This window comes from uncultured Maribacter sp. (genome assembly GCF_947500405.1).
Lineage (GTDB): Bacteria > Bacteroidota > Bacteroidia > Flavobacteriales > Flavobacteriaceae > Maribacter_B.
The window spans coordinates 185733-208140 of sequence record NZ_CANMRY010000002.1 but is presented as its reverse complement, the minus strand read 5'-3'; the positions used below and the strand labels follow the sequence as shown (position 1 = coordinate 208140).

Annotated in this window: 19 protein-coding genes; 12 read left to right on the top strand and 7 right to left on the bottom strand. The window is 31.3% G+C overall.

Annotated features, from left to right (window positions below):
• Positions 1 to 66 precede the first annotated feature (66 nt).
• A complete protein-coding gene (locus Q0945_RS03075) occupies positions 67 to 2559 on the top strand; it encodes a ribonucleoside-diphosphate reductase subunit alpha (RefSeq protein WP_299430660.1) in 2493 nt (830 codons plus the stop codon).
• Positions 2560 to 3096: 537 nt separating this feature from the next.
• On the opposite strand, the gene Q0945_RS03070 is transcribed toward Q0945_RS03075, so the two are convergent.
• Positions 3097 to 3747, bottom strand: a complete 651-nt coding sequence (locus Q0945_RS03070; protein WP_299430658.1) for a gluconate 2-dehydrogenase subunit 3 family protein — start codon at positions 3745 to 3747, stop codon at positions 3097 to 3099.
• Positions 3747 to 5462, bottom strand: coding sequence for a GMC family oxidoreductase (locus Q0945_RS03065; RefSeq protein ID WP_299430656.1), 1716 nt, complete (start codon positions 5460 to 5462; stop codon positions 3747 to 3749). The genes Q0945_RS03070 and Q0945_RS03065 overlap by 1 nt, the downstream gene beginning before the upstream one ends.
• Before the next feature lie 169 nt (positions 5463 to 5631).
• Here Q0945_RS03065 and Q0945_RS03060 point away from each other — a divergent pair, with 169 nt between their 5' ends.
• The 4 genes from Q0945_RS03060 to Q0945_RS03045 are packed head-to-tail and all read left to right on the top strand — an operon-like array spanning position 5632 to position 9535.
• Positions 5632 to 6624, top strand: a complete 993-nt coding sequence (locus Q0945_RS03060) for a sugar phosphate isomerase/epimerase family protein (RefSeq protein ID WP_299430654.1) — start codon at positions 5632 to 5634, stop codon at positions 6622 to 6624.
• Positions 6625 to 6636: 12 nt separating this feature from the next.
• Entirely contained in the window at positions 6637 to 7080 is a 444-nt protein-coding gene (locus tag Q0945_RS03055) for a DinB family protein (RefSeq protein ID WP_299430652.1), read from the top strand.
• 45 nt (positions 7081 to 7125) lie between these two features.
• The gene (locus tag Q0945_RS03050; protein ID WP_299430650.1) at positions 7126 to 8358 is read left to right on the top strand and encodes an MFS transporter; all 1233 of its coding nucleotides are present in this window, start codon (positions 7126 to 7128) and stop codon (positions 8356 to 8358) included.
• 37 nt (positions 8359 to 8395) lie between these two features.
• On the top strand, positions 8396 to 9535 hold the full coding sequence (locus Q0945_RS03045; RefSeq protein WP_299430648.1) for a Gfo/Idh/MocA family oxidoreductase: 1140 nt from the start codon (positions 8396 to 8398) through the stop codon (positions 9533 to 9535).
• Positions 9536 to 9607: 72 nt separating this feature from the next.
• Here the strand turns inward: Q0945_RS03045 and Q0945_RS03040 are convergent, their stop codons facing one another.
• Together Q0945_RS03040 and Q0945_RS03035 are read right to left on the bottom strand one after the other, a co-directional pair.
• The gene (locus Q0945_RS03040; RefSeq protein WP_299430646.1) at positions 9608 to 10072 is read right to left on the bottom strand and encodes an ASCH domain-containing protein; all 465 of its coding nucleotides are present in this window, start codon (positions 10070 to 10072) and stop codon (positions 9608 to 9610) included.
• 57 nt (positions 10073 to 10129) lie between these two features.
• Positions 10130 to 11833 (bottom strand): GMC family oxidoreductase, encoded by a 1704-nt coding sequence (locus tag Q0945_RS03035; RefSeq protein WP_299430644.1) that lies wholly within the window; start codon positions 11831 to 11833, stop codon positions 10130 to 10132.
• Between the two features lie 156 nt (positions 11834 to 11989).
• Here Q0945_RS03035 and Q0945_RS03030 point away from each other — a divergent pair, with 156 nt between their 5' ends.
• From Q0945_RS03030 to nadD, 5 genes are all read left to right on the top strand, one after another.
• Positions 11990 to 13042: a sugar phosphate isomerase/epimerase gene (locus Q0945_RS03030; RefSeq protein ID WP_299430642.1), complete on the top strand. Its 1053-nt coding sequence runs from the start codon at positions 11990 to 11992 to the stop codon at positions 13040 to 13042.
• 68 nt (positions 13043 to 13110) lie between these two features.
• Positions 13111 to 13884 (top strand): DUF1080 domain-containing protein, encoded by a 774-nt coding sequence (locus tag Q0945_RS03025; protein ID WP_299430640.1) that lies wholly within the window; start codon positions 13111 to 13113, stop codon positions 13882 to 13884.
• 127 nt (positions 13885 to 14011) lie between these two features.
• Complete coding sequence (locus Q0945_RS03020) at positions 14012 to 14869, top strand: YicC/YloC family endoribonuclease (RefSeq protein WP_299430638.1); 858 nt, start codon at positions 14012 to 14014, stop codon at positions 14867 to 14869.
• Positions 14869 to 15450, top strand: coding sequence for a guanylate kinase (gene gmk / locus Q0945_RS03015; protein WP_299430636.1), 582 nt, complete (start codon positions 14869 to 14871; stop codon positions 15448 to 15450). The genes Q0945_RS03020 and gmk overlap by 1 nt, the downstream gene beginning before the upstream one ends.
• Positions 15451 to 15458: 8 nt before the next feature.
• Complete coding sequence (gene nadD, locus Q0945_RS03010) at positions 15459 to 16043, top strand: nicotinate (nicotinamide) nucleotide adenylyltransferase (protein ID WP_299430634.1); 585 nt, start codon at positions 15459 to 15461, stop codon at positions 16041 to 16043.
• Between the two features lie 68 nt (positions 16044 to 16111).
• On the opposite strand, the gene Q0945_RS03005 is transcribed toward nadD, so the two are convergent.
• Positions 16112 to 16957, bottom strand: coding sequence for a winged helix-turn-helix domain-containing protein (locus Q0945_RS03005; protein WP_299430633.1), 846 nt, complete (start codon positions 16955 to 16957; stop codon positions 16112 to 16114).
• Between the two features lie 129 nt (positions 16958 to 17086).
• On the opposite strand from Q0945_RS03005, the gene Q0945_RS03000 reads away from it, so the two are divergent.
• The gene (locus Q0945_RS03000) at positions 17087 to 17668 is read left to right on the top strand and encodes a YceI family protein (protein WP_299430631.1); all 582 of its coding nucleotides are present in this window, start codon (positions 17087 to 17089) and stop codon (positions 17666 to 17668) included.
• Between the two features lie 166 nt (positions 17669 to 17834).
• Here the strand turns inward: Q0945_RS03000 and yiaA are convergent, their stop codons facing one another.
• Positions 17835 to 18302, bottom strand: a complete 468-nt coding sequence (gene yiaA, locus Q0945_RS02995; RefSeq protein ID WP_299430629.1) for an inner membrane protein YiaA — start codon at positions 18300 to 18302, stop codon at positions 17835 to 17837.
• A gap of 155 nt (positions 18303 to 18457) precedes the next feature.
• Between yiaA and Q0945_RS02990 the strand changes: the two genes are divergently transcribed.
• Positions 18458 to 19924 (top strand): hypothetical protein, encoded by a 1467-nt coding sequence (locus Q0945_RS02990; protein ID WP_299430627.1) that lies wholly within the window; start codon positions 18458 to 18460, stop codon positions 19922 to 19924.
• Between the two features lie 8 nt (positions 19925 to 19932).
• Here the strand turns inward: Q0945_RS02990 and Q0945_RS02985 are convergent, their stop codons facing one another.
• The gene (locus Q0945_RS02985) at positions 19933 to 22236 is read right to left on the bottom strand and encodes an inorganic phosphate transporter (protein ID WP_299430625.1); all 2304 of its coding nucleotides are present in this window, start codon (positions 22234 to 22236) and stop codon (positions 19933 to 19935) included.
• Positions 22237 to 22408 lie beyond the last annotated feature (172 nt).

Sequence of the window (22408 nt, the reverse complement as noted above, 5' to 3'; positions counted from 1 at the left end):
AATTAGGCTGGTTTAATGACCAATTGACCCTAATATTTAACGTACCATTTAAACCCTTGTAGCAATATGTATGTAGTAAAAAGAGACGGAAGAAAAGAACTAATAATGTTTGACAAAATTACGGCAAGAGTTCGTAAACTTTGTTATGGATTAAATGCTTTAGTAGATCCACTTAAAGTAGCAATGCGAGTAATTGAAGGTTTGTATGATGGAGTAACAACTTCTGAACTAGATAATTTAGCTGCAGAAATTGCTGCAACAATGACTACAACGCACCCAGATTACGCAAAGTTAGCTGCCCGTATATCTGTATCTAATTTACATAAAAACACAAAAAAATCTTTCTCAGAGACAATGAAAGATTTGTACTTGTATGTAAACCCTAGAACAGGTAAAGAAGCTCCGTTGTTATCTGATGAGGTTTTTAATGTTATATCTGAAAACGCAGAAAAATTAGATTCGACTATAATATATAACCGAGATTTTGGCTACGATTATTTTGGTTTTAAAACATTAGAGCGTTCGTATTTATTAAAAATAAATGGTCAAATTGCAGAGCGCCCGCAACACATGCTTATGCGTGTTTCTATAGGAATACATTTAAATGATTTAGATGCAGCTATAGAAACTTATGAATTAATGTCAAAAAAATATTTTACACACGCTACACCAACGCTTTTTAACTCTGGTACTCCAAAACCACAAATGTCTTCTTGTTTTCTTTTAGCAATGAAAGATGATAGTATAGATGGTATTTACGATACTTTAAAGCAAACAGCTAAAATATCTCAGTCTGCCGGTGGTATAGGGTTATCTATACATAATGTAAGAGCTACAGGATCCTATATTGCAGGAACTAATGGTACATCTAATGGTATAGTTCCAATGTTACAAGTTTTTAATGATACTGCAAGATATGTAGATCAAGGAGGAGGAAAACGTAAAGGTAGTTTTGCTATTTATATGGAACCCTGGCATGCTGATATTTTTGAGTTCTTAGACTTGAAAAAGAACCACGGTAAGGAAGAAATGCGTGCTCGTGATTTGTTTTATGCTATGTGGATTTCTGATTTATTCATGAAAAGAGTAGAAGGAAATGAAGATTGGACTTTAATGTGTCCTAACGAATGCCCTGGTTTATTTACAAAACATAGTGAAGAGTTTGAAACCTTATACCTAAAGTACGAAGCAGAAGGTAAAGGAAGAAAAACAGTTAAGGCTCGTGAACTTTGGGAGAAAATATTAGAATCTCAAATAGAAACAGGAACACCTTATATGTTGTACAAGGATGCAGCTAACCGTAAGAGTAACCAAAAAAATTTAGGTACAATCCGTTCTTCTAATTTATGTACAGAAATAATGGAGTATACCTCTCCAGACGAAATAGCTGTATGTAATTTAGCTTCTATTGCGTTGCCAATGTTTGTTAAAAATGGAGCGTTTGATCATAAAGAATTATTTAAAGTAACAAAAAGGGTTACAAAGAATTTAAATAAAGTAATAGATAGAAACTATTACCCAGTAAAAGAAGCAGAAAATTCTAATATGCGCCATAGGCCTATTGGTTTGGGCGTGCAAGGTCTTGCAGATGCATTTATTATGTTACGCATGCCTTTTACAAGTGATGATGCAAAAAAATTAAACCAAGAAATTTTTGAAACGCTTTATTTTGCAGCGGTAACTGCCTCAATGGAAATGGCAAAAGAGGAAGGAGCATATTCTACTTATGAAGGCTCTCCAATGTCACAAGGAGAATTCCAATACAATCTTTGGGGAATTAAAGATGAGGAGCTTTCTGGAAGATGGAATTGGGAAAAATTAAGAAAAGATGTATTAAAGAATGGTGTTCGTAATTCTTTACTAGTAGCTCCTATGCCAACAGCATCTACTTCTCAAATATTAGGTAATAATGAGTGTTTTGAGCCGTATACTTCTAATATTTATACAAGAAGAGTACTTTCAGGAGAATTTATTGTAGTAAATAAGCATTTATTAGAAGATTTGGTAGATTTGGGTATGTGGAATGAAAACATGAAGCAAGAGCTAATGCGTGCAAATGGATCTATACAACATATAGAAACTATTCCTCAAGATATTAGAGATTTATACAAAACAGTATGGGAATTAAGTATGAAGGATATTATTGATATGAGTCGCCATAGAGGTTACTTTATTGATCAAAGTCAGTCTTTAAACTTATTCATGGAGAATGCTAATTATTCTAAATTAACATCTATGCACTTTTATGCGTGGAAGAGTGGTTTAAAAACGGGAATGTATTATTTACGTACTAAAGCAGCAGTAGATGCAATTAAGTTTACGTTAGACAATACAAAGAAAAAAGAAGTTCCTGTAAGCGTAGCTGCAGAAGCAGAGGTAACAGCTGCTACACCAGCACCAACGGCTGCAGAAGCAGTATCTATGGAAGTAAAAGCAGCAACTACGGTTGTGCAACCAGAACTAGATGTGCAACCATTAACCCCTGAAGAAATGAAGGAAATGATTGCGAGAGCTAAAGAAGGGCAAGCTGATGATGATTGTTTAATGTGTGGTTCTTAAAAAATCTATATACTACAAGAAAAGCCCTAGTAAATTATTTTACTAGGGCTTTTTTGTATAATTTATTTTAATAGTATAAAATATACTAAATGCTACTATTTTTATTTTTTGAAGTATGGCTTAAATACTAAAGAGAATATATATGCCATCACGTACAAAGCCAGTATGATAATATAGTTGTCCATGATTATAAATTTTAATGTATATTTATTAGAACGGTATAGTTATTAAAAAATTACAAATTATACTATTAAAAATTTGTTAATGTACTATTTTTTAATAGTATATAGTGAAATTACTTTAATGTTAACAACAAATATAAGAAAAATCTTACAATTTAAAAATATTATCTATTGCTTTTAAAGTAAATGATATACTCACTGAATAATTTAAAGATTCCAAAGCTTGCTTCAAATTTTATAAGTTGTTTTCTTATGAAGACTTCGTAGGTTTGCCTAGTACTTATTCACGGGCATAAATTAAAAAAGTGGCTTAGATAAGATAAGCCACTTTTTACTTCAAAATTTGTGTTATAATCTATAAAGACCAGGCTTTATTTTGTGTTAGCTCTTCTACATCACCACAAGCTATATATTCTCCAGGTATTGGTAGGTAGGCTAAAACCTTTTCTCCAACATATTCAGAGGTTTTATAACCCCAAATAGTCAGTCCTCTTAACTTACTGGCAAAAGCATAACATGCAACATCATCAGTAAGAATAGCAGAACTATTTTGAGTAGCAATAGCATTGTTATAAGCTATAATAGCTTTATCATTTTCTTTTTGCTGTCCTTTACTTATTTTTAATGCTTTAGATAAAGACATATCTAAATTAGCTGCGGTTATTTCTCCTAGAGATTCTTTTCCAGAATCTTTTAATGCTGTTTTAGTAAATACATTAAATGTAGTTTTAAAAACATCTTGCTGTTTTTTAGGCATTACTTCTTTAGAAAATTTATCTATAAATAAATGCACTTGTAATTCAGAAGCAGAAGGAGTATCTGTTGCTGGTAGAATTAAATCTACTAGGGAGATTAGAGTTACCCCCTGTTCTTTTGTAAAAAAATCAGGAGTCCATTCTAATACCTTTTCGGTTTTACAACTTTGAACAATGCTTAGTAGGGTAGGTGTGGCTACTACGTAACCAAGAGACAACCCCATATTTTTTAGCGCTTTTCTTCTATCCATTATAGTTTTCCTTTTTTAAATTGTTCAGCAGCATGATTAGCAGCTCTGGCTGTAAATGCCATATAAGTTAATGATGGGTTTACACAACTAGACGATGTCATAAAAGAACCATCTGTAACATAAACGTTTTTTACATCATGTAATTGGTTATTACCATTTAATACAGACGTTTTACGGTTTCTTCCCATACGTGCTGTACCCATTTCATGAATTCCTAATCCAAGTGCAGCAGAGGTGTCATCAAAGCCTTTCACGTCTTTAAAACCAGCTTTAATTAACATATCTATAGCAGATTGCTTTATGTCTTTACGCATATTGCGTTCATTTTCTTTTAATTCTGCATCAAAAGTAACTGTAGGTAAGCCCCATTGGTCTTTTTTATCGTAATCTAAAGTAAATCTGTTTTCTTCATTTGGAAGAACTTCTCCAAATCCCATAAGACCAAAATTCCATCCGCCAGGCTTTAAAATAGCATTTTTTAAATCTTTACCATGAGAAAGTTCTGCAATAGAATCTTCCCAGTTATTTCTTGAGGCTCTACCTTGGTAGCCAAAACCTCTTTTGTATTCTTTTTTATTACTTTCTCCTCCTAAGTTTCTAAACCTTGGAATGTATATGCCATTGGGTCTTCTTCCTTTGTAGTATTTATCAGTAAAACCATCTACTTTAGCACTAGCGCCAACTTTTAAATGGTGGTCCATAATATTACGTCCTAATTGGTCAGATGCATTTCCCATACCATTTGGGAAACTATCCGATTTAGATTGCATTAAAATAGAGGTAGATGCAATTGCAGAAGCGCAAAGGAAAATTACTTTGGCTTTAAACTCAAGCTTTTCTTTGGTTACCCTATCTATTACTTTAACACCAGTAGCTTTTTTTGTTTTAGGGTCATACATTACTTCATGAACAATAGAGTCTGGTCTTAAAGTCATGTTTCCTGTACGTTCTGCAGCTGGTAGTGTAGAAGATAAACTACTAAAGTATGCTCCAAAAGGACACCCTCTTATACATCTATTTCTAAATTGGCATTTGCTTCTGCCATCAAATTCTTTATTCCCAGTTATATTGGCAACTCTACCAGTAGTCACAACCCTTCCATCAAAATTTTCAGCAACTTTTTCTTTTAAGTGTTCTTCAACACAATTAAGATCCATTTTTGGAAGAAATTTACCATCAGGTAATTGTTCTAAACCTAAACTTTCTCCACTAACACCTATGTATTCTTCTACCTTATCATACCAAGGAGCAATATCTTTATAACGTACTGGCCAGTCTACTGCAATACCTTCTCGTTTATTAGCAGTAAAATCTATATCACTTAAACGATAACTTTGTCTTCCCCATTGTAAAGAACGTCCACCAACATGATAACCACGCATCCAATCAAAACGCTTGGTTTCATTATATGGGTGCTCTAAATCATTAACAAACCACATAGAACTAGCAGATTTAGTAGTGTAACCTGTTCTACTTTGTTTTAGTTGTTTAGCAAGTTCTTCTTGTGTAGGTTTTCCACCATTTGGAAAATCCCAAGGATCTTTATGAGCAGTTTCATAGTCTTTTATGTGAGTAACCATTCTACCTCTTTCTAGAACTAAGGTTTTTAAACCGTTTTCACACAGTTCTTTAGCTGCCCATCCACCACTTATTCCAGTCCCAACAACAATTGCATCGTAAAAATCTTGCCCTTCGTTATAATAAACTTTGCTCATGTATTAATTATTTAATTCCTAAATTTATTAAATATTAAATTAATTTTATGTATTTATTTCTCTTAAAAATTATGAATTATATACTATAACGTTGTAGTATTTTGCAATTGTGCAATACGGTAAATACCACTATTTTTGACATATAACGAAAAAATAGAACCAAAAAGATATGAGAAAGAATAGTATTGAAAACACTAGAATTAAATTATTGGTAGTCATTTTAATTGCTATTGCATATTCTTGCAAAGAAGTAAAAAAAGAAACTTCAGAAAAAGAAAATATAGTAGTTAATGCGGATCCTTTTTTTAAATTATCATTAGCGCAGTGGTCTATACATACCATGATAAAAGAAAAAGGAGTGGATCCTTATACATTTGCAGAAAAAGCAAAAAAATGGGGCTTTAGTGGTTTGGAATATGTAAGCCAATTATATAACCCAGAATTATCTAAAGCCAATTACTCCAAAGAAGCAATGACTTCATTTGTAGAAAAATGTAATGCGGAAGCAAAAAAGCATGGGATGCAAAATTTGATTATTATGATAGATGGTCAAGGAAATTTAGCAGTCTCTGATACTGAAGAAAGAAAAATTGCAATAGAAAAACATTATAAATGGGTAGATGCTGCAGCTGCGATGGGGTGCCATTCTATACGAGTAAATTTAGCTGGTAGCGATATTCCTGAGGAATGGAAAAAAAATGCTGTTGATGGTTTAACACAATTAGCAACTTATGCTAAAACAAAGAATATAAATATAATAGTAGAAAACCACGGAGGTCTTTCATCTAATGGAGCTTTAGTAGCAGAAGTTATGGAGATTGTAAATATGGATAACTGTGGAACCTTACCAGATTTTGGTAATTTTTGCATCCAAAGAAATGATAAAAAAGATAGGTCTAAGGGTTGTGCAAATGAATATGACAAATACATAGGGGTAAAAGAATTAATGCCTAGAGCCAAAGCAGTTAGCGCCAAAACGCGCGATTTTGATGTTAATGGAAATGAAACTAAAATAGACTACGTAAAAATGCTTCAAATTGTTAAAGATGCAGGGTATACAGGTTTTATAGGGGTAGAATACGAAGGTAAAGTACTAGGAGAAGAAGAAGGTATATTAGCAACAAAAAAATTACTAGTAAGTGCTTCTAAAAAAGTTAAATAATTAATAGGTATTATGAAGGTTTTTTTTAATCAGATGTTTGATTATAATTTTTATTGCAATAAAAAAATAATAGAGCAGTGTATTGCAATGGAAACTGTTCCCGATAATACGATTAAACTATTTAGTCATATTTTAAATGCCCATCATATCTGGAATAGTAGAATATTAAAAGTTTCTTCTAAATATTCTGAATGGCAATTACATGATGTTAAAGAGTGGGAGGATATTCATTATGAAAATCAAAGAAATTCTTTTGAAATTACTAGTAATACAGATGATTTTGAGGATAGAATAGATTATGAAAGTTCTGAAGGACGGCTTTTTACAAATACACTTCAAGACATGTTATTTCATATTATAAACCACTCTACGCAACATAGAGGACAAATAGCAAAAAACTTTAGGAAAAAGGGACTAGACCCTCTCATTCTAGATTATGCTATTTACAAAAGATAGTTTTAGAACTTAACGGCAACACCAACTAATTAAATATATAAGGAAATGAAGGAAGTGAATAATAACCAAATATTTTTAGCAGCCTGTATTTCTCTAATTGTAACGTCTATGACATTTGCAATAAGAGCAGGTATTTTAAATCAATTAGGAGTAGATTTTGAAATTTCTAATAAAGAATTAGGTTGGATAAATAGTATGGCTTTTTTAGGATTTCCTCTTGCAATGATTCTTGGAGGGTTGCTTTATAATACTGTTGGCGCTAAAAAATTAATGATAGTTGCTTTTATATGCCATATATTAGGTTTGTTACTAACCATTTTTGCAGGTGGTTTCTGGACGTTAATCATATCAACCTTCTTTATTGGCTTTGCAAATGGCTCTGTAGAAGCAGCATGTAATCCATTGATAGCAAAAATGTATACTAACAACAGAACAGCAATGCTAAATAAATTTCATGTTTGGTTCCCTGGGGGTCTTGTTATAGGGGCATTAGTAACTAAATTTTTAACAGATGCTGGTATGGGGTGGCAAGCCTTAATAGCTACTATGCTAATACCTACATTAATTTACGGATATTTAATATTTACTCAGAAATTTCCTGAAAGTAGAAATATGGAATCCAACACATCTAATAATATAAAAGCCTTAGCAAATCCATTATTTATTTTTATGGCACTTTGCATGACATTAACTGCCGTTTCTGAGTTTATGCCACAACAATGGATAGAAACTATTTTAGGTAGCTCAGGTGCTAGCCCTATGTTAGTATTAGCCTTAGTAACAGGTATTATGGCTTTAGGTAGATTTTTTGCAGGACCAATTATACATAAATTAAACCCGGCAGGGGTTCTTTGGATGTCTGCAATAATTACTAGTGTAGCTATTTATCTTATGAGTATAGTGGATGGTTCTATGATATATGTTGCAGCGGCATTATTTGCTTTAGGAGTTTGTTACTTTTGGCCAACTATGATTGGTTTTGTATCAGAATACTTGCCAAAAACAGGTGCATTAGGAATGTCTCTAGTTGGTGGGGCAGGAATGTTTGCTACCTCAATGTGGAACCCCATAATTGGTTCTTGGTTAGATGAAGAAAAGAATAATGCTTTAGCATCTGGTTTATCTGGAGCTTTAGCAGAAATTGCAGCAGGTAAGGCTGTTTTAGCAATAGTAGTGTTCTTTCCATTAGCACTAGTTGTGTTATTTGGAATTTTATTTTTTATGCGTAATAAGATTGAAAAAAATAGAATTGGCCACGGAGAAGATGCTATTGCATAAATTATATTAAAAAAAGTATATAATTAAATATAAGTTGATGAGTAAAAAAATTAGGTTAGGAATTCTTGGCGGAGGCAGAGATTCTCTTATTGGAGTATTACATAGAGTAGCATCACATATAAATGATAATTATCAAATAACGGGTGCCGTATTTAGTCAAGATTTTGAGGCAAATATGGCTTTTGCTAAAGAAATAGATGTTCCTACCAATAAAATATATAAAGATTTTGACACTTTTATAGAGGAAGAAATGAAACTTCCTAAAGAAGAAAGAATAGAAGTTTGTTCTATACTTACTCCTAATTTTTTACATTTTCCAATGGCAAAAAAGTTGTTAGATAATGGTTTTCATGTTATTTGTGAAAAGCCAATGACAACAAGTCTAGAAGAAGCAAAAATATTACAAGAAGCACATAAAAAATCAGGAGCAGTTTTTGCGTTAACGCATACGTATACTGGATACCCAATGGTACGTCAAATGCGAGAAATGATTAAATCTGGAGCTTTAGGAAAAATTCATAAAGTAGATGCTTCTTATTATCAAGGATGGGTAAATACCATAATCCATGATCATGAAAAACGTTCTTCTGTTTGGAGATTAAACCCTAAAAAGGCAGGTATTAGTTCTTGTATAGGTGATATAGGAGTACATGCTTTTAATCTAATTGAGTATACTACAGGATTACGAATAGATACTATTTTGTCTGATTTTAATTATTTATATGAAGATAACCAGATGGATGTAGATGGTACTGTTCTAGTGCGTATGGATAATCATGTAAAAGGATTAATACGTTCTAGTCAAGTTGCTACAGGAGAAGAAAATGGGTTAACTATTGCAATTTATGGGGAGAAAGCCGCTTTTAAGTGGGAACAAGAAAAACCCAATTTCTTATATAAGCTGAGTGATACTGAACCAATGCAGGTATATAAACCAGGGCATGCGTATAATTCCGATTTATCTTTAGGAGGAACAAAATTACCTCCAGGACACCCAGAGGGTATTTTTGATTCTATGGCTAATATTTATTTAGGAGCAGCCAAAGCAATTAGAGGGGAAAATTATAATGACGGAGAGTTTCCTACTATGTTAGACGGTGTTCGTGGAATGAATTTTATTGAAGCTACAGTAGCATCTCATAAAGCAGGTAATACTTGGGTTAAATTAGAATCTTAAACTAGGGATAATAATTTATAAAAAATGCAGCCTTATTTAGGACTGCATTTTTTATGTTTTAATACTAAATAATTATCGTTTAAAAACAACCTTAAATTCGTGGCAAACCACAATCATGCTCTCGCTAGGTTTGCGATTAAAAGCACTTAATTCTCTAGTGTAATAATCCCAATGTACTTTTTTCCAATGTGTTAAAGATTTGTCCCCTTCACCTTCTTTCTTAGCGTAAGATTCATCAATACTAAAATAAGGTTTTAAGGTAACTTTAGTCGTTTTTATAATACATTGAGCTTCTCCTTCCCAGTTTGTAATGACTGTAAAATCTCCTATTTTAGGTAATTTTTCTTCTCTATTTTGAATGCCAATAAGAGAATCTGTAGTAGCTTTTTTTACTCCAGATTTTACAAGATTAGCACATTCATTAGCATCATTCTTATTATCACAAAAATGAATTGTTTTTGGAGCTTCATGAAAAGCATCTTCTAAATGCTTATCTAAATAATCTCCCCACATATTTCTTGCCGATGAATTTTCCATTTATAATAAACGTGTTTATAATTTTTAATATTGTTAGTGTTGCGTAATATAGTAATTTTAAGAAAATGTACCTGCTTTAAATTCCTTTGCAGCATGGTTTGCTGCTCTTGCTGTAAAAGCCATATAAGTTAATGAAGGATTTACACAGCTAGAAGAACTCATAAAAGCACCATCTGTTACATAAACATTTGGTACACTATGTACTTGGTTGTATTTATTTACGATTGACGTTTTGGCTGAGTGCCCCATTCTTGCTCCGCCCATTTCATGAATTCCAAGACCTGGGCCAGTAGAATTGTTGTAAGTTTTTACATTTTTAAAGCCAGCAGTTTTAAATGTTTCAAAAATTATCTTGAGAATGTCTTTTCGCATATTTAGTTCATTTTCCTTGAACTCAACATCAAAAGCAAGTTGCGGCAAACCCCATTTATCCTTTTTTGTTTTACTAAGGGTTACTCGGTTATCATCATAAGGAAGCATTTCTCCGAAACCTCCTGCTCCAATCCTCCACTCGCCAGGTTTTAAAATGTTTTCTTTTAATTCAGTACCGTAACCCATTTCTGCAATAGCATCCGTCCAATTTTCTCTGCTCGCACTTCCTTGAAAACCAAAGCCTCTTATATAATCTTTACGGTTAGTTTTAGCATCTAAGTTTACAAATCTAGGAATGTAAAATCCGTTTGGCCTTCTTCCTTTGTAATATTTATCTAAAAACCCATCTACTTTTGCAGAAGCTCCTAATTGGTAATGGTGGTCCATAATACCTCTTCCTAATGCGTCAGAATCATTTCCGAGGCCATTAGGAAAACGTTTAGACTTAGATTGCAATAATATCCCAACAGATGCCATTGCAGATGCGCACAAGAATATTACTTTGGCTTTGTATTCTATTTTTTCTTTGGTAAGTGCATCAATAATTTTTACACCAGTTGCTTTTTTTGTTTTAGAATTATATACTACTTCATGAACAATGGAGTTGGGTCTTAATGTCATATTCCCGGTGCGTTCTGCTGCGGGTAGTGTAGAGGAGTTACTACTAAAATAGCCTCCAAAAGGACAACCTCTACGGCATCTGTCTCTATATTGGCAAGGACTTCTCCCTTCAAATTTTGCATTTTTATCTGTAAGATGTGCAACCCTACCAATAGTTAAAAGTCTACCATCGTCAAAAGAAGATGCCATAGATTCTTTTAAGACTTTTTCAACACAGTTCAAATCCATAGGGGGTTGAAATTTACCATCAGGAAGCTGTTTTAACCCTAAATTTTGACCACTTACACCAATGTACTCTTCTACCTTATCATACCAAGGAGAAATATCTTTATAGCGTACAGGCCAGTCTACACCATTTCCATCTTTTTTATTTGCCTTAAAATCAATATCACTCCATCTATAACTTTGTTTTCCCCAAGTCAAAGACCGTCCGCCTACATGGTAGCCACGTATCCAGTCAAAACGTTTAATTTCTTCATAGGGGTGTTCCAAATCATTTACAAAAAAATGTTTGTTATCTTCTTTTGGAGCAAATCCAGTTCTAGCTTGTATATGTTGTTTTTTTTTATCTGCCTTGGAAAGTTCACCTTTAAGAGGGTAATCCCAAGGGTCATCATTCATAGTTTTGTAATCCTCTATATGTTTAACCATAGGACCACGTTCAAGCACTAAAGTTTTTAAACCATTTTCACATAATTCTTTAGCTGCCCAACCTCCTGTTATTCCAGTTCCTACTACTATGGCATCGTAAATTTCTTCGTAATTCATTGTGCTTTTTAAAAAATAATAATGTTATGCCTATATTTATAACACATCTGTCGAGAAATTGATAATATGGCAGAATAACATTAAATATACTGCATATTTATAAAAATTTCTTGAATGAAAACAAAATATTAAGAAAAATATACTAAAAACATTAAAATGAAAACAATAAAAGGTCCGGCTGTTTTTTTAGCACAATTTGTAGATAGTAAAGCACCATTTAATACTTTAGATGGTATGTGTAAATGGGCAGCAGACTTAGGATATAAAGGAATACAAATACCTACATGGGAATCTTTTTTAATAGATATTGAGAAAGCTGCTGAAAGCCAAACGTATTGTGATGAATTAAAAGGAAAGGTTAATTCTTATGGACTAGAAATAACAGAACTTTCTACACATTTACAAGGCCAATTAGTGGCTGTAAACCCTGCCTATGATTCTATGTTTGATGGTTTTGCTCCTGATGTTGTTAAAAACAACCCCAAAGCAAGAACAGAATGGGCAATAGAAACTGTTAAAAAAGCAGGTACTGCAAGTAACCGTTTAGGGTTAAAGTCCCATGCAACTTTTTCTGGAGCTTTACTTTGGCATACTATGTATCCATGGCCACAAAGACCTCCAGGATTAGTAGAATTAGGTTTTGAGGAACTTGCAAATAGATGGATGCCTATTCTTAATCATTTTGATGATAAGGGGGTAGATGTTTGTTATGAAATTCACCCAGGAGAAGATTTACATGATGGTGTTTCTTTTGAGCGTTTTTTAGCAGCAACAAAAAATCATAAGCGTGTAAATATGTTGTATGACCCTAGTCATTATGTACTACAAAATTTAGATTATTTAGCATTTATAGATCATTACCATTCTTTTATTAAAGCCTTTCATGTAAAAGATGCCGAATTTAACCCAACAGGAAAACAAGGTGTTTACGGTGGATATTCGGATTGGATAGACAGAGCAGGAAGATTTAGATCTCCGGGTGATGGTCAAGTAGATTTTAGCGGAATTTTTTCTAAACTTACTCAGTACGGTTGTAATGTTTGGGCAGTTATGGAATGGGAATGTTGTATGAAGAGTCCTGAGCAAGGTGCTCGTGAAGGCGCCCCTTTTATTCAAAAACACATTATAGAAGCAACCCAGAAAACATTTGATGATTTTGCTGGTAGAGATACAGATAAAGATGCCTTAAAAGGAATTTTAGGGATTTAAAACATACTTTATTATACCATGGATAAAATGGTATTTTACTGGAACATTAAAATTAAAGAGTTGTAAAAATGAAGAAATTACGTCTAGCTTTTGCGCTTGTTGCTTTTGTAGCTAATAGTTGTTATAGTCAAAAAGAAATAGTTACAGAAAATAAAGTTAAAGAGCCAACAAAACCAGAGGAAACCGAATTTTATGAACCAGTAGTTCCTGTTGTGAAAAAGAATACTAATGGAGTTCCTAGTGATGCTATTGTATTATTTGATGGAGAAAACTTAAATAATTGGGAGCATACTAAAACTAATAAAAAAGCTACTTGGCTTATTAATGAAGATGGGAGTGTAACGGTTAAAAATAAATCGGGAGACATACAAACCAAACAAAAATTTGGAGATATACAATTGCATATAGAATGGCAATCCCCAGCAGATATTAAAGGGAAAGGGCAAAATAGGGGGAATAGTGGTGTTTTTATGCAAGGCAGATATGAAGTGCAAATTTTGGATAATAATGATAATGATACCTATGTTAATGGCCAAGTTGGTTCCGTTTATAAACAGCATACTCCTTTAGCAATGGCATCCGTTCCTAGTGGAGAGTGGAATGTTTATGATATTGTGTATCATGCTCCTGAGTTTAATGAAGCAGGGGTAAAAATAAAATCAGGCACATTAACAGTATTACATAATGGTATACTTATTCAAGATCATGTGGAAATTAAAGGAACAACACCATATATAGGATGGCCAAAAAATCCTCCGCATGGTAAAGGCCCTATAAAATTACAAGACCATGGAGATAATAGTAGAGTAAGTTATAGGAATATCTGGGTAAGGGAGTTGTAGATAAATAATTTAGATATAAAAAAAGCTGTTTAATTAAACAGCTTTTTTTATACGCTAACTTTTAAAAATAAGACAGATGCTTTTAAATAATATGCTTTAATTATCTTTGCAGGTAAATAATCTATATATGATTCAATCCATGACCGGGTTTGGGAAACATGTAATACAACTTCCCTCAAAAAAAATTACAGTAGAATTAAAGTCCTTAAATAGTAAAAACTTAGATTTAAACGCAAGAATGCCTTCGGCATATAGAGAAAAGGAATTAGAATTACGAAAGGTAATAGCAAGCTCTTTGGTTCGTGGCAAGGTAGATTTTGGATTATATATTGAGAATACAGGAGATACTACTCCTGCTCAAGTAAATGAAGTGGCTGTAAAGCAGTATATGAAACAATTGCAGTCTATTGCAGACGGAGAATCTATACAGCTTCTAGAAATGGCATTGCGTATGCCTGATGCTATGAAAACCGAAAAAGAAGATATAGATGAAGAAGAGTACACTTCTATAAAAGAATCCTTAGTTGCCGCTTTGGAGGAAATTAATAAATTTAGATCCGAAGAAGGAAGTGTATTAGAAATCGATTTTAAATTAAGATTAAGGAAGTTAACTTCCTTACTGGAAGAGGTTAAGGATATAGACCCAGAAAGGCAAGCAACTATAAGAGAAAAGTTAGAAAAAGCTGTTGCAGATTTAACCGCAGATGTAGATGCTAATAGGTTTGAGCAAGAGCTTATTTATTACCTGGAAAAATATGATATTACAGAAGAAAAAGTACGTTTAAAGAACCATTTAGAATATTTTACAAAAACGTTAAGCTCATCAGACAGTAATGGAAAAAAACTTGGATTTATATGTCAAGAAATAGGAAGAGAAATTAATACTATAGGCTCTAAAGCTAATTATGCTCCTATGCAGCAAATAGTAGTGCAAATGAAAGATGAGTTAGAAAAAATTAAAGAACAAATGTTGAATGTTTTATAATGGCAGGGGGTAAATTAATAATTTTTTCGGCACCATCTGGAAGTGGTAAAACTACTATAGTTAGGCACTTATTAAAGCAACAAGATTTAAATTTAGCATTTTCTGTTTCTGCAACGTCTAGACCTAGACGAGGGAAAGAAAAAAATGGGGAACATTATTATTTTATGACTGTTTCTGAGTTTAAAAAACATATTAAGAATGATGATTTTTTAGAGTGGGAAGAAGTTTATAGAGATAATTTCTATGGAACTTTAAAAACAGAAGTAGAGCGTCTTTGGGCAGAAGGTAAAAATGTAATTTTTGATATAGATGTTGTTGGAGGATTACGTATTAAAAAGAAATTCCCGAAAGAGACATTAGCTGTTTTTGTTAAACCACCAAGTGTAGATGAGCTTAAAATAAGACTTAAGAAGAGAAGTACAGAAAGCGAAGATAAAATTAATATGCGCGTAGCTAAAGCATCTGTAGAATTGGCAACTGCACCACAGTTTGATAAAACTATTAAAAATTACGATTTAGATGTTGCTTTAAAAGAAGCGCATGATCTTGTTGCAAGTTTTGTGAATTCCAAAGAACAGTAAAGTAATAAATGAAAAAAATAGGACTTTATTTTGGCACTTTTAATCCTATTCATTTAGGACATTTGGTAATTGCCAACCATATGGTAGAGTTCTCTGATTTGGATGAGGTTTGGTTCGTAGTAACTCCGCAAAGCCCTTTTAAGACTAAAAAAACATTACTAGACAATCATCATAGATACCAAATGGTATATGATGCTGTTAAATACTATGATGGCTTAAAACCTAGTATGATAGAGTTTAATATGCCGCAGCCTAATTACACAATAAATACTTTAGTGGTACTTTCAGAAAAATATCCGACTGAATATGAATTTTCTTTAATAATGGGAGAGGATAACCTTAAAGGTTTACATAAGTGGAAGAATTATGAAGTTATCCTAGAAGATTATGCTGTGTATGTCTATCCTAGAGTTTCTAGCGGTGTTGTAGAACATCAATTTAAAAATCATCCTAAAATACATAAAGTAGATGCTCCAATAATGGAAATCTCATCCACATTTATTCGCAAAAACCATAAATTAGGAAAAAACATCAAACCTTTATTGCCAGAAGTAGTTTGGAAATATATAGATGAGATGAATTTTTATAGATAAATTCTTTAAGGTCTTTTTTTTCTTGTGAAAATTAGGCTTATTATAGAGAATAATTTTATGAAAGCAATTTAGATTTTCATTTTATAACCTATACCTCGAATATTAAGAATCTCTATAGAACTGTTTTTACTTAATTTTTTTCTGAGTTTAGAAATATAAGTATCTAAACTTCTACCTACAATAACGCCTTTGTCTTCCCAAACTTCTTTTTGTAGTTCTTCTCTTGATATAATTTGATTTGGTTTGTTTAGAAATAAAATTAATATTTCTGTTTCTTTTTCACTTAAATCTATTTCAATATCATTGAGGATTAATTTTCTTTCCTCAGTATTTAATATGTCTTTTATATTATAGGAAGTGTTTGTACTATTTTTTTTTCTTTTGTCCTGTTTTTTTAAGTAAAAAAAGAAAATTATTATACCCCCAATAATTATTAAGATATAAGGAGTAAATTTCCATAATTTTTTAGAGGAAGAAAGGAACTTTATGTTTAATCTATAACAAGCTTTTGGCAAATCTCTACCAATACATGGAATAAGAACTCCCTCTTCTTTCAAAGACATTTTGTAACTATAAACAATTTCATTTAACTCACAACTTCTGACTTCGACAATATAATTTGCAGGTAGTTTTAGTTTGTTAAAAGTATTTTTAACAGTTTTGGTTAAAAAGCTAGGCGAGATTGATATTTTTGAGTTAAATGAAATTTCGAACCAATCATTGGACTTCTTCTTAATAGGGAAGACTAAAGAAGTTGTGTCATTATTTTTTAGTAATAACTGGTGACCAATATTACGAAGTGATACATTTATAATTTCAGTTTTGGGAGAGGTAGTATTTGTATATAAAGAATAAATTAATACAAGAATTAAAATCCCAAATATGTAAAAGGCACTTTTTTCAGTTTTAATCATTAAACAAATTTAAGAATTGAAAATAGGTTCAGTATTCAATTACATACTTTTTACAAATCTTTGACAAACCTTTTGCATTTACAGACCTTCATCAAATATATCTTAGGCATAATTTTAAAACTTAGAATTATGAAGAATGTATTAAAAACAATGTTACTATTATTAATAAATTTTACATGTTTAACAGCCCAAGAAAAGAAGCCAATTAATATTGTTGATAGTAAAATTACATGGTTAGGTTCAAAATCATTTGATATAATAGAACACTCTGGCTCAATTAAATTTAAAAAAGGAGAATTGCTTTTTAAAAATAATTTATTAGTAGGTGGCGAATTTATAGTAGATATGAACTCAATTAATGATGATAAATATAATTCGATGCTTACAAACCATTTAAAAGGGGGTGACTTTTTTAATACAGAAAAATTCCCTTTTGCTTATTTAGTTATCACAGAAGTGAATTATAGATCAAGTTCAAAGATTTCGTTAAAAGCAGATTTAACTATTAAAGGAGTTACAAACCCTATAAATTTCTATTTGGAAGAGCAGCCAGTTTCTGATATTGATTATAGAGCTGTTTTTAGTATTGATAGAACAAAATGGGGTATAAAGTATGGCTCTAAAAGTTTTTTTGAAATCCTTGAGGATAGTGTTATTTCAGATATTATAAAGTTTAATGTGTTACTTAGTTTTGCAAAGGATAAATGTTAATTATAAACTAAGCTATTCATATATTTAAAGAACTCCACAAAAAGGAAAATTATGTTTAAGTGCCTCTAATAAAAAACATAAAAGGCAATTCTTATATAAGAATTGCCTTTTGGTAAACATCAAAACGCAATTATTAGAATTACGTTTTAATGCTTTTTTAAAATATTTAATCTAATTCTTCTAAAAATTTAAGATCACGAGTGTTTTTTTGTACTGCAATTGCAGAAAATAAACTTAAGGTAAAAGACATGCCGTAAAAGCCTTTTTCACTTAACAGTAAATCGGCATTCCAAAGTCCAATAACTAATAACACAATAGAGGTTATGGTAGTGAACCAACTAATTCCATAATAGGCTTCGGTAACAGGGAGTCCTTCTTTTTTGTCACGAACACTCTTTTGTACCGATACTACAGAGAATAACCCAAATAAAAGAACAGTAAAATAGTATCCTTTTTCATTCAATAGCATATCTGCATTCCATAGACCAATACAGAAAGAGACCATTCCTAAAAGCAAGGCACTCCATGATGCAGATATAAAAGCTGGTGTAGGTTTTAAATCGTAATCTTGCTCTTTTTTTTCTTTTTCTAATCGTGTATTCTTTTTTGTTTCTGTAAACATTTGATTTTCCATACTATTTTATTTTGATGTTTAGTATGGTACAAAGGTGCAACGGCCAAAGTGTTTTTTATACTCAAAAAAAAAGAATAACTTACGATTTAATATTATATTGTACATCTATTTATTCCTATTTATAAATAGTAATTAAATATTTTACTTACGATTAAATGAATAAAATTTTATTAATAATTAACTCTTTATCTATAGAAAATAGGCAAAATTTTATCTTATGGTTAAAAAATAAGAACCGTAGAGGAGATGTTAAAAATGTTATTCTATTTAATTATCTATTAAAAGGAGAGACAAATGCTTTAGATATTAAGCTTTATGGTAAACCAAATAAGAATGCTTTTCATGCTTTATGCAAAAGACTCCAGGATAATTTGTTAGATTTTATAGCTACTAAAAGTTTTGAAGGAGAAACCTCTGAAGAGTTAGAGGTTTTAAAATTGCTGGTGGTAAGCCGTTTGTTTTTAGAACAAAAAGAATACAAGCTTGGTTATAACACTCTAGCCAGAGCAGAAAAGTTAGCCAGTTTTATAGACCATTACTCTTTACTAAATGAAATTTACCATACCAAAATACAATATGCACATTGTAATTCTTTAGTGAATCTTTATACTACATTTAAACTGGCAGATAGTAATATGGAGGCTTTTCAAAAAGATTTTAAATTAAATATGGCTTATGCAGAGATTAAAGAAAAGATTTTAATAACTAAATCTTTAGAAAAAATAGACACTATTGTAGAAAATGCATTTACAAAATATAAGGTATCTATAAATGCTTCTTTGTCCTATAAATCTTTGTATCAGTTAATGAATTTAACTTCTATTACGGCAAAACTGCAGCGTAATTATTATAGGATTACGCCATTTATAGAAGAAGCTTATGCTGTTGTAAATAGTAAAGAAACATTAGCCTACAAACATTTGTATTACCATATAGGTATTTTACAAGTTATGGCAATGGTACATTTTAGGAATAAGAGTTTTAAAAAATCCATGGCATTTGTAGTAAAGATGGAAAAAGAAATGCTAAAAAATAAGAAAGCGTACTATAAGCGATTTTTAGCAGATGTAACAGTGTTAAAAGTTTTAAATTATAACTATACTGGAAATTTTAACAAGGCTTTGCAAATATTATCTAAAAACAAAACCGAGGCTTTGGATATAGAGTTAATACACACGATGTGTTTTTTTCAACAGAATAGATTTAGAGATGCTTATAGTATTATAAAAAGATTATACCATAGTGATGTTTGGTATGAGAAAAAAGCGGGCTGGTTATGGGTTTTAAAAAAGAGTATACTAGAAATTTTATTATTAATAGAGTTAGATGAACTAGATTTAGTTTTATTACGAGTAAAGAGTTTTAAAATTAAATTTAAAGAAAGGTTAATTGCAATAAATGAAGAAAGAGTTTTAACTTTTATACAGTTAGCACTAACATATTATGAATCTCCTAAAAATGTGAATACATCATCTTTTAAAGAAAAAGTAGAACGTTCTTTTGATTGGAAAGATAACCGCGAAGAAGATATTTATGTAATGAGTTTTTATGCTTGGCTAAAAGCAAAAATGGAAAAAAGAGAATTATACACTACTACTTTAGAACTAGTTTCTTTACAATAAAAATGTTTTTAATTAGAGTCTTTATTGTCAATGGTTGCAGGCTTTACAGAGCTATCATGTTCTTTGTAATAAGACTCTAATAGGTTCATTGTTGCTGTTATTAAATCTTTAGTTTCTAATAGTAGTGTAAAATACAAAGTAGTGTTTTTAGGACTAGATTCTTCTGTTCTAGTTCTTGCTACTTGTTTTTCTATTTTATCTGAAACTAAATTAAAAAGATTGTTTTTGTGTTTAACAATACTTTCAATTTCTTCAAAAGACCTATTCTCAAAAACTAACTGTGTATCAGTAAGTAATTTTTTTAACTCAATGTCTATTTCTTTTAGCTCTTTGATTTGGTTATACTTTAATTTTTTGTGATTGTTGCTAATGTGTTTGTGTGTAATTTTAGCAATATATTCTAAAGACTGTGTCATGGCTTGTAAATAGCCTAAGATATTTATATAAAAATTGCTAGCACCAACACTTGCTTCGTCTAAATTTTTTATAAAATAAAAAATATGGTCTCTTAAATCATCTATTTCCTCAGAAAGCCGTACAACACCTTTTTTATTCTTTTTAAGAGTTTCTAAATCTTGTTTTGCAAGACTATTAAAGCTGGTTGTAAATATTTTATTAGCCCTTTTAACTACTCTTGCAACGTTGTGTGCACTTTCTTCTATAACCCCTTGTATAGAGCTACTTTCTGCTTTACTTAAACTATCTTCTTCTTTAAGAATTTTGTTTTTTCTGTTATAGGAAATGTAACTTCTTAACAATAAAGAAAATACCCCAAAAAGTAAGATGGTAATAGCTACCCCTTTTCCAAAATAGATTATGGTTAAAATACCACCAGATGCTATAAAGGCAATTAAAGCAGTACCAAACCACCCACCAATAACATTTAATACTCCAGCTACCCTATATACAGCGCTTTCTGCTCCCCATGCTCTATCTGCTAAAGAAGTTCCCATACCTACCATAAATGTAACGTATGTAGTAGATAAGGGTAGCTTAAAAGAAGTTGCTATAGAAATTAATATACCTGCAACCATTAAGTTTACAGCAGCACGTACCATGTCAAAAGCTGGTAAATCTTGCGGTTTGTCTTTAGATATAATTGGTGCTGTTTTTGTAAATTGAATTTCTATTTTGTCCTGCATGTTTTTTGACAAAATACTTGTAAAAATTTCAGAGGTATTTACTGCAAACCTGACTAAAGAACGAGAAATAAAATTAGGTTGAAAACGTTCTTTTGTTCTTTCTTGGCTAGATAAATCTATAGATGTTTTAACAACAGCCTTAGCTTTACTAGAAAACCAAAGAGTAACAACCATAATAATGCCAGCAATAAAAAGTAATATGTTTGGTGTGGGAACTTTTTGAGACAGTATTTCCATACTAAACTTTGTTGCTAATACCCCAGAAGCTTCCCAAGCTTCATAAGATTGCCAAGCAGCAATAGGAACACCTATAAAATTCATTAAATCATTACCAGCAAAAGCAAGTGCTAAGGCAAAAGTGCCAACTGTAATTATTAGCTTGTAAATATTAATTTTAGTAAAAGTTATTACTAAGAACGATAAAGTAATAAGAACAGAAAATGTTGAAAAAATAATTAAAAAAGGTTTGTGCTCTATAAACGATTCAAGAGTAATATTTCCTATTATTTTAAAATTATGTTGTACTAGTGTAGTTCCTTTAATACCCTCAATAAGGATAAAATAAGAAATTGCAGTTAAAGCAATACCTCCAAAAACCGCACCTATCCATTTAGGTTTTTTATTAAAATCAAAAGAAATTAATAGTCTGGTTAGCCATTGAACAAGAGCACCTATTGTAAAAGCAATTAATATAGATACTATAATTCCGGCTATAATTATAACAGCTTTTTCAGTATTTATATATTGTGCTACTTCAGAAAAAGAACCATTATTATTTGCAATTTTAATTAGAGCCATTGCTACTGCAGCACCTAGTAATTCAAAAACTATAGAAACAGTTGTAGAGGTAGGCATTCCTAAGGTGTTAAAGAAATCTAACAACAGAATGTCCGTAATCATAACAGCCATGAAAATGAACATGATTTCATTAAAATAAAACTCACCAGGATTAAAGATATCTTTACGAGCAACCTCCATCATACCACTAGAAAAAATGGCACCACATGCAATACCAATACTAGCTACAATCATTATGGTTCTAAATGAAATAGCTTTAGAACCAATAGCAGAATTTAAAAAATTCACAGCATCATTACTAACTCCGACCACTAAATCAGCAATTGCTAAAAAAGCAAGTGCCACAATCATTATTAAGTAAACATTATCCATAAATTTAGTAAAGAAATAAATCGGCAAATATCTAAAAGAAGTTAGACTGCAGTGTTATCTAAAGGTTATATTTTTTCGATAAATTTGATAGATATGTTTATATAAATGTATCAGTTTTCAGGAAAAAAGAGTCCCGTTTTTTATAAAAAAATGAGTTGTTAACCTTGCCATT

Coding starts and splice junctions, on each gene's coding strand:
- Q0945_RS03035 (WP_299430644.1), bottom strand. CDS start 11,833: ATGAATTACGAAGAAATTTACGATGCCATAGTAGTAGGAACTGGAATA.
- Q0945_RS03000 (WP_299430631.1), top strand. CDS start 17,087: ATGAAGAATGTATTAAAAACAATGTTACTATTATTAATAAATTTTACA.
- Q0945_RS03020 (WP_299430638.1), top strand. CDS start 14,012: ATGATTCAATCCATGACCGGGTTTGGGAAACATGTAATACAACTTCCC.
- Q0945_RS03025 (WP_299430640.1), top strand. CDS start 13,111: ATGAAGAAATTACGTCTAGCTTTTGCGCTTGTTGCTTTTGTAGCTAAT.
- Q0945_RS03005 (WP_299430633.1), bottom strand. CDS start 16,957: ATGATTAAAACTGAAAAAAGTGCCTTTTACATATTTGGGATTTTAATT.
- Q0945_RS03050 (WP_299430650.1), top strand. CDS start 7,126: ATGAAGGAAGTGAATAATAACCAAATATTTTTAGCAGCCTGTATTTCT.
- Q0945_RS03060 (WP_299430654.1), top strand. CDS start 5,632: ATGAGAAAGAATAGTATTGAAAACACTAGAATTAAATTATTGGTAGTC.
- yiaA (WP_299430629.1), bottom strand. CDS start 18,302: ATGGAAAATCAAATGTTTACAGAAACAAAAAAGAATACACGATTAGAA.
- Q0945_RS03040 (WP_299430646.1), bottom strand. CDS start 10,072: ATGGAAAATTCATCGGCAAGAAATATGTGGGGAGATTATTTAGATAAG.
- Q0945_RS03065 (WP_299430656.1), bottom strand. CDS start 5,462: ATGAGCAAAGTTTATTATAACGAAGGGCAAGATTTTTACGATGCAATT.
- Q0945_RS02985 (WP_299430625.1), bottom strand. CDS start 22,236: ATGGATAATGTTTACTTAATAATGATTGTGGCACTTGCTTTTTTAGCA.
- nadD (WP_299430634.1), top strand. CDS start 15,459: ATGAAAAAAATAGGACTTTATTTTGGCACTTTTAATCCTATTCATTTA.
- Q0945_RS02990 (WP_299430627.1), top strand. CDS start 18,458: ATGAATAAAATTTTATTAATAATTAACTCTTTATCTATAGAAAATAGG.
- Q0945_RS03045 (WP_299430648.1), top strand. CDS start 8,396: ATGAGTAAAAAAATTAGGTTAGGAATTCTTGGCGGAGGCAGAGATTCT.
- Q0945_RS03070 (WP_299430658.1), bottom strand. CDS start 3,747: ATGGATAGAAGAAAAGCGCTAAAAAATATGGGGTTGTCTCTTGGTTAC.
- Q0945_RS03030 (WP_299430642.1), top strand. CDS start 11,990: ATGAAAACAATAAAAGGTCCGGCTGTTTTTTTAGCACAATTTGTAGAT.
- Q0945_RS03075 (WP_299430660.1), top strand. CDS start 67: ATGTATGTAGTAAAAAGAGACGGAAGAAAAGAACTAATAATGTTTGAC.
- Q0945_RS03055 (WP_299430652.1), top strand. CDS start 6,637: ATGAAGGTTTTTTTTAATCAGATGTTTGATTATAATTTTTATTGCAAT.
- gmk (WP_299430636.1), top strand. CDS start 14,869: ATGGCAGGGGGTAAATTAATAATTTTTTCGGCACCATCTGGAAGTGGT.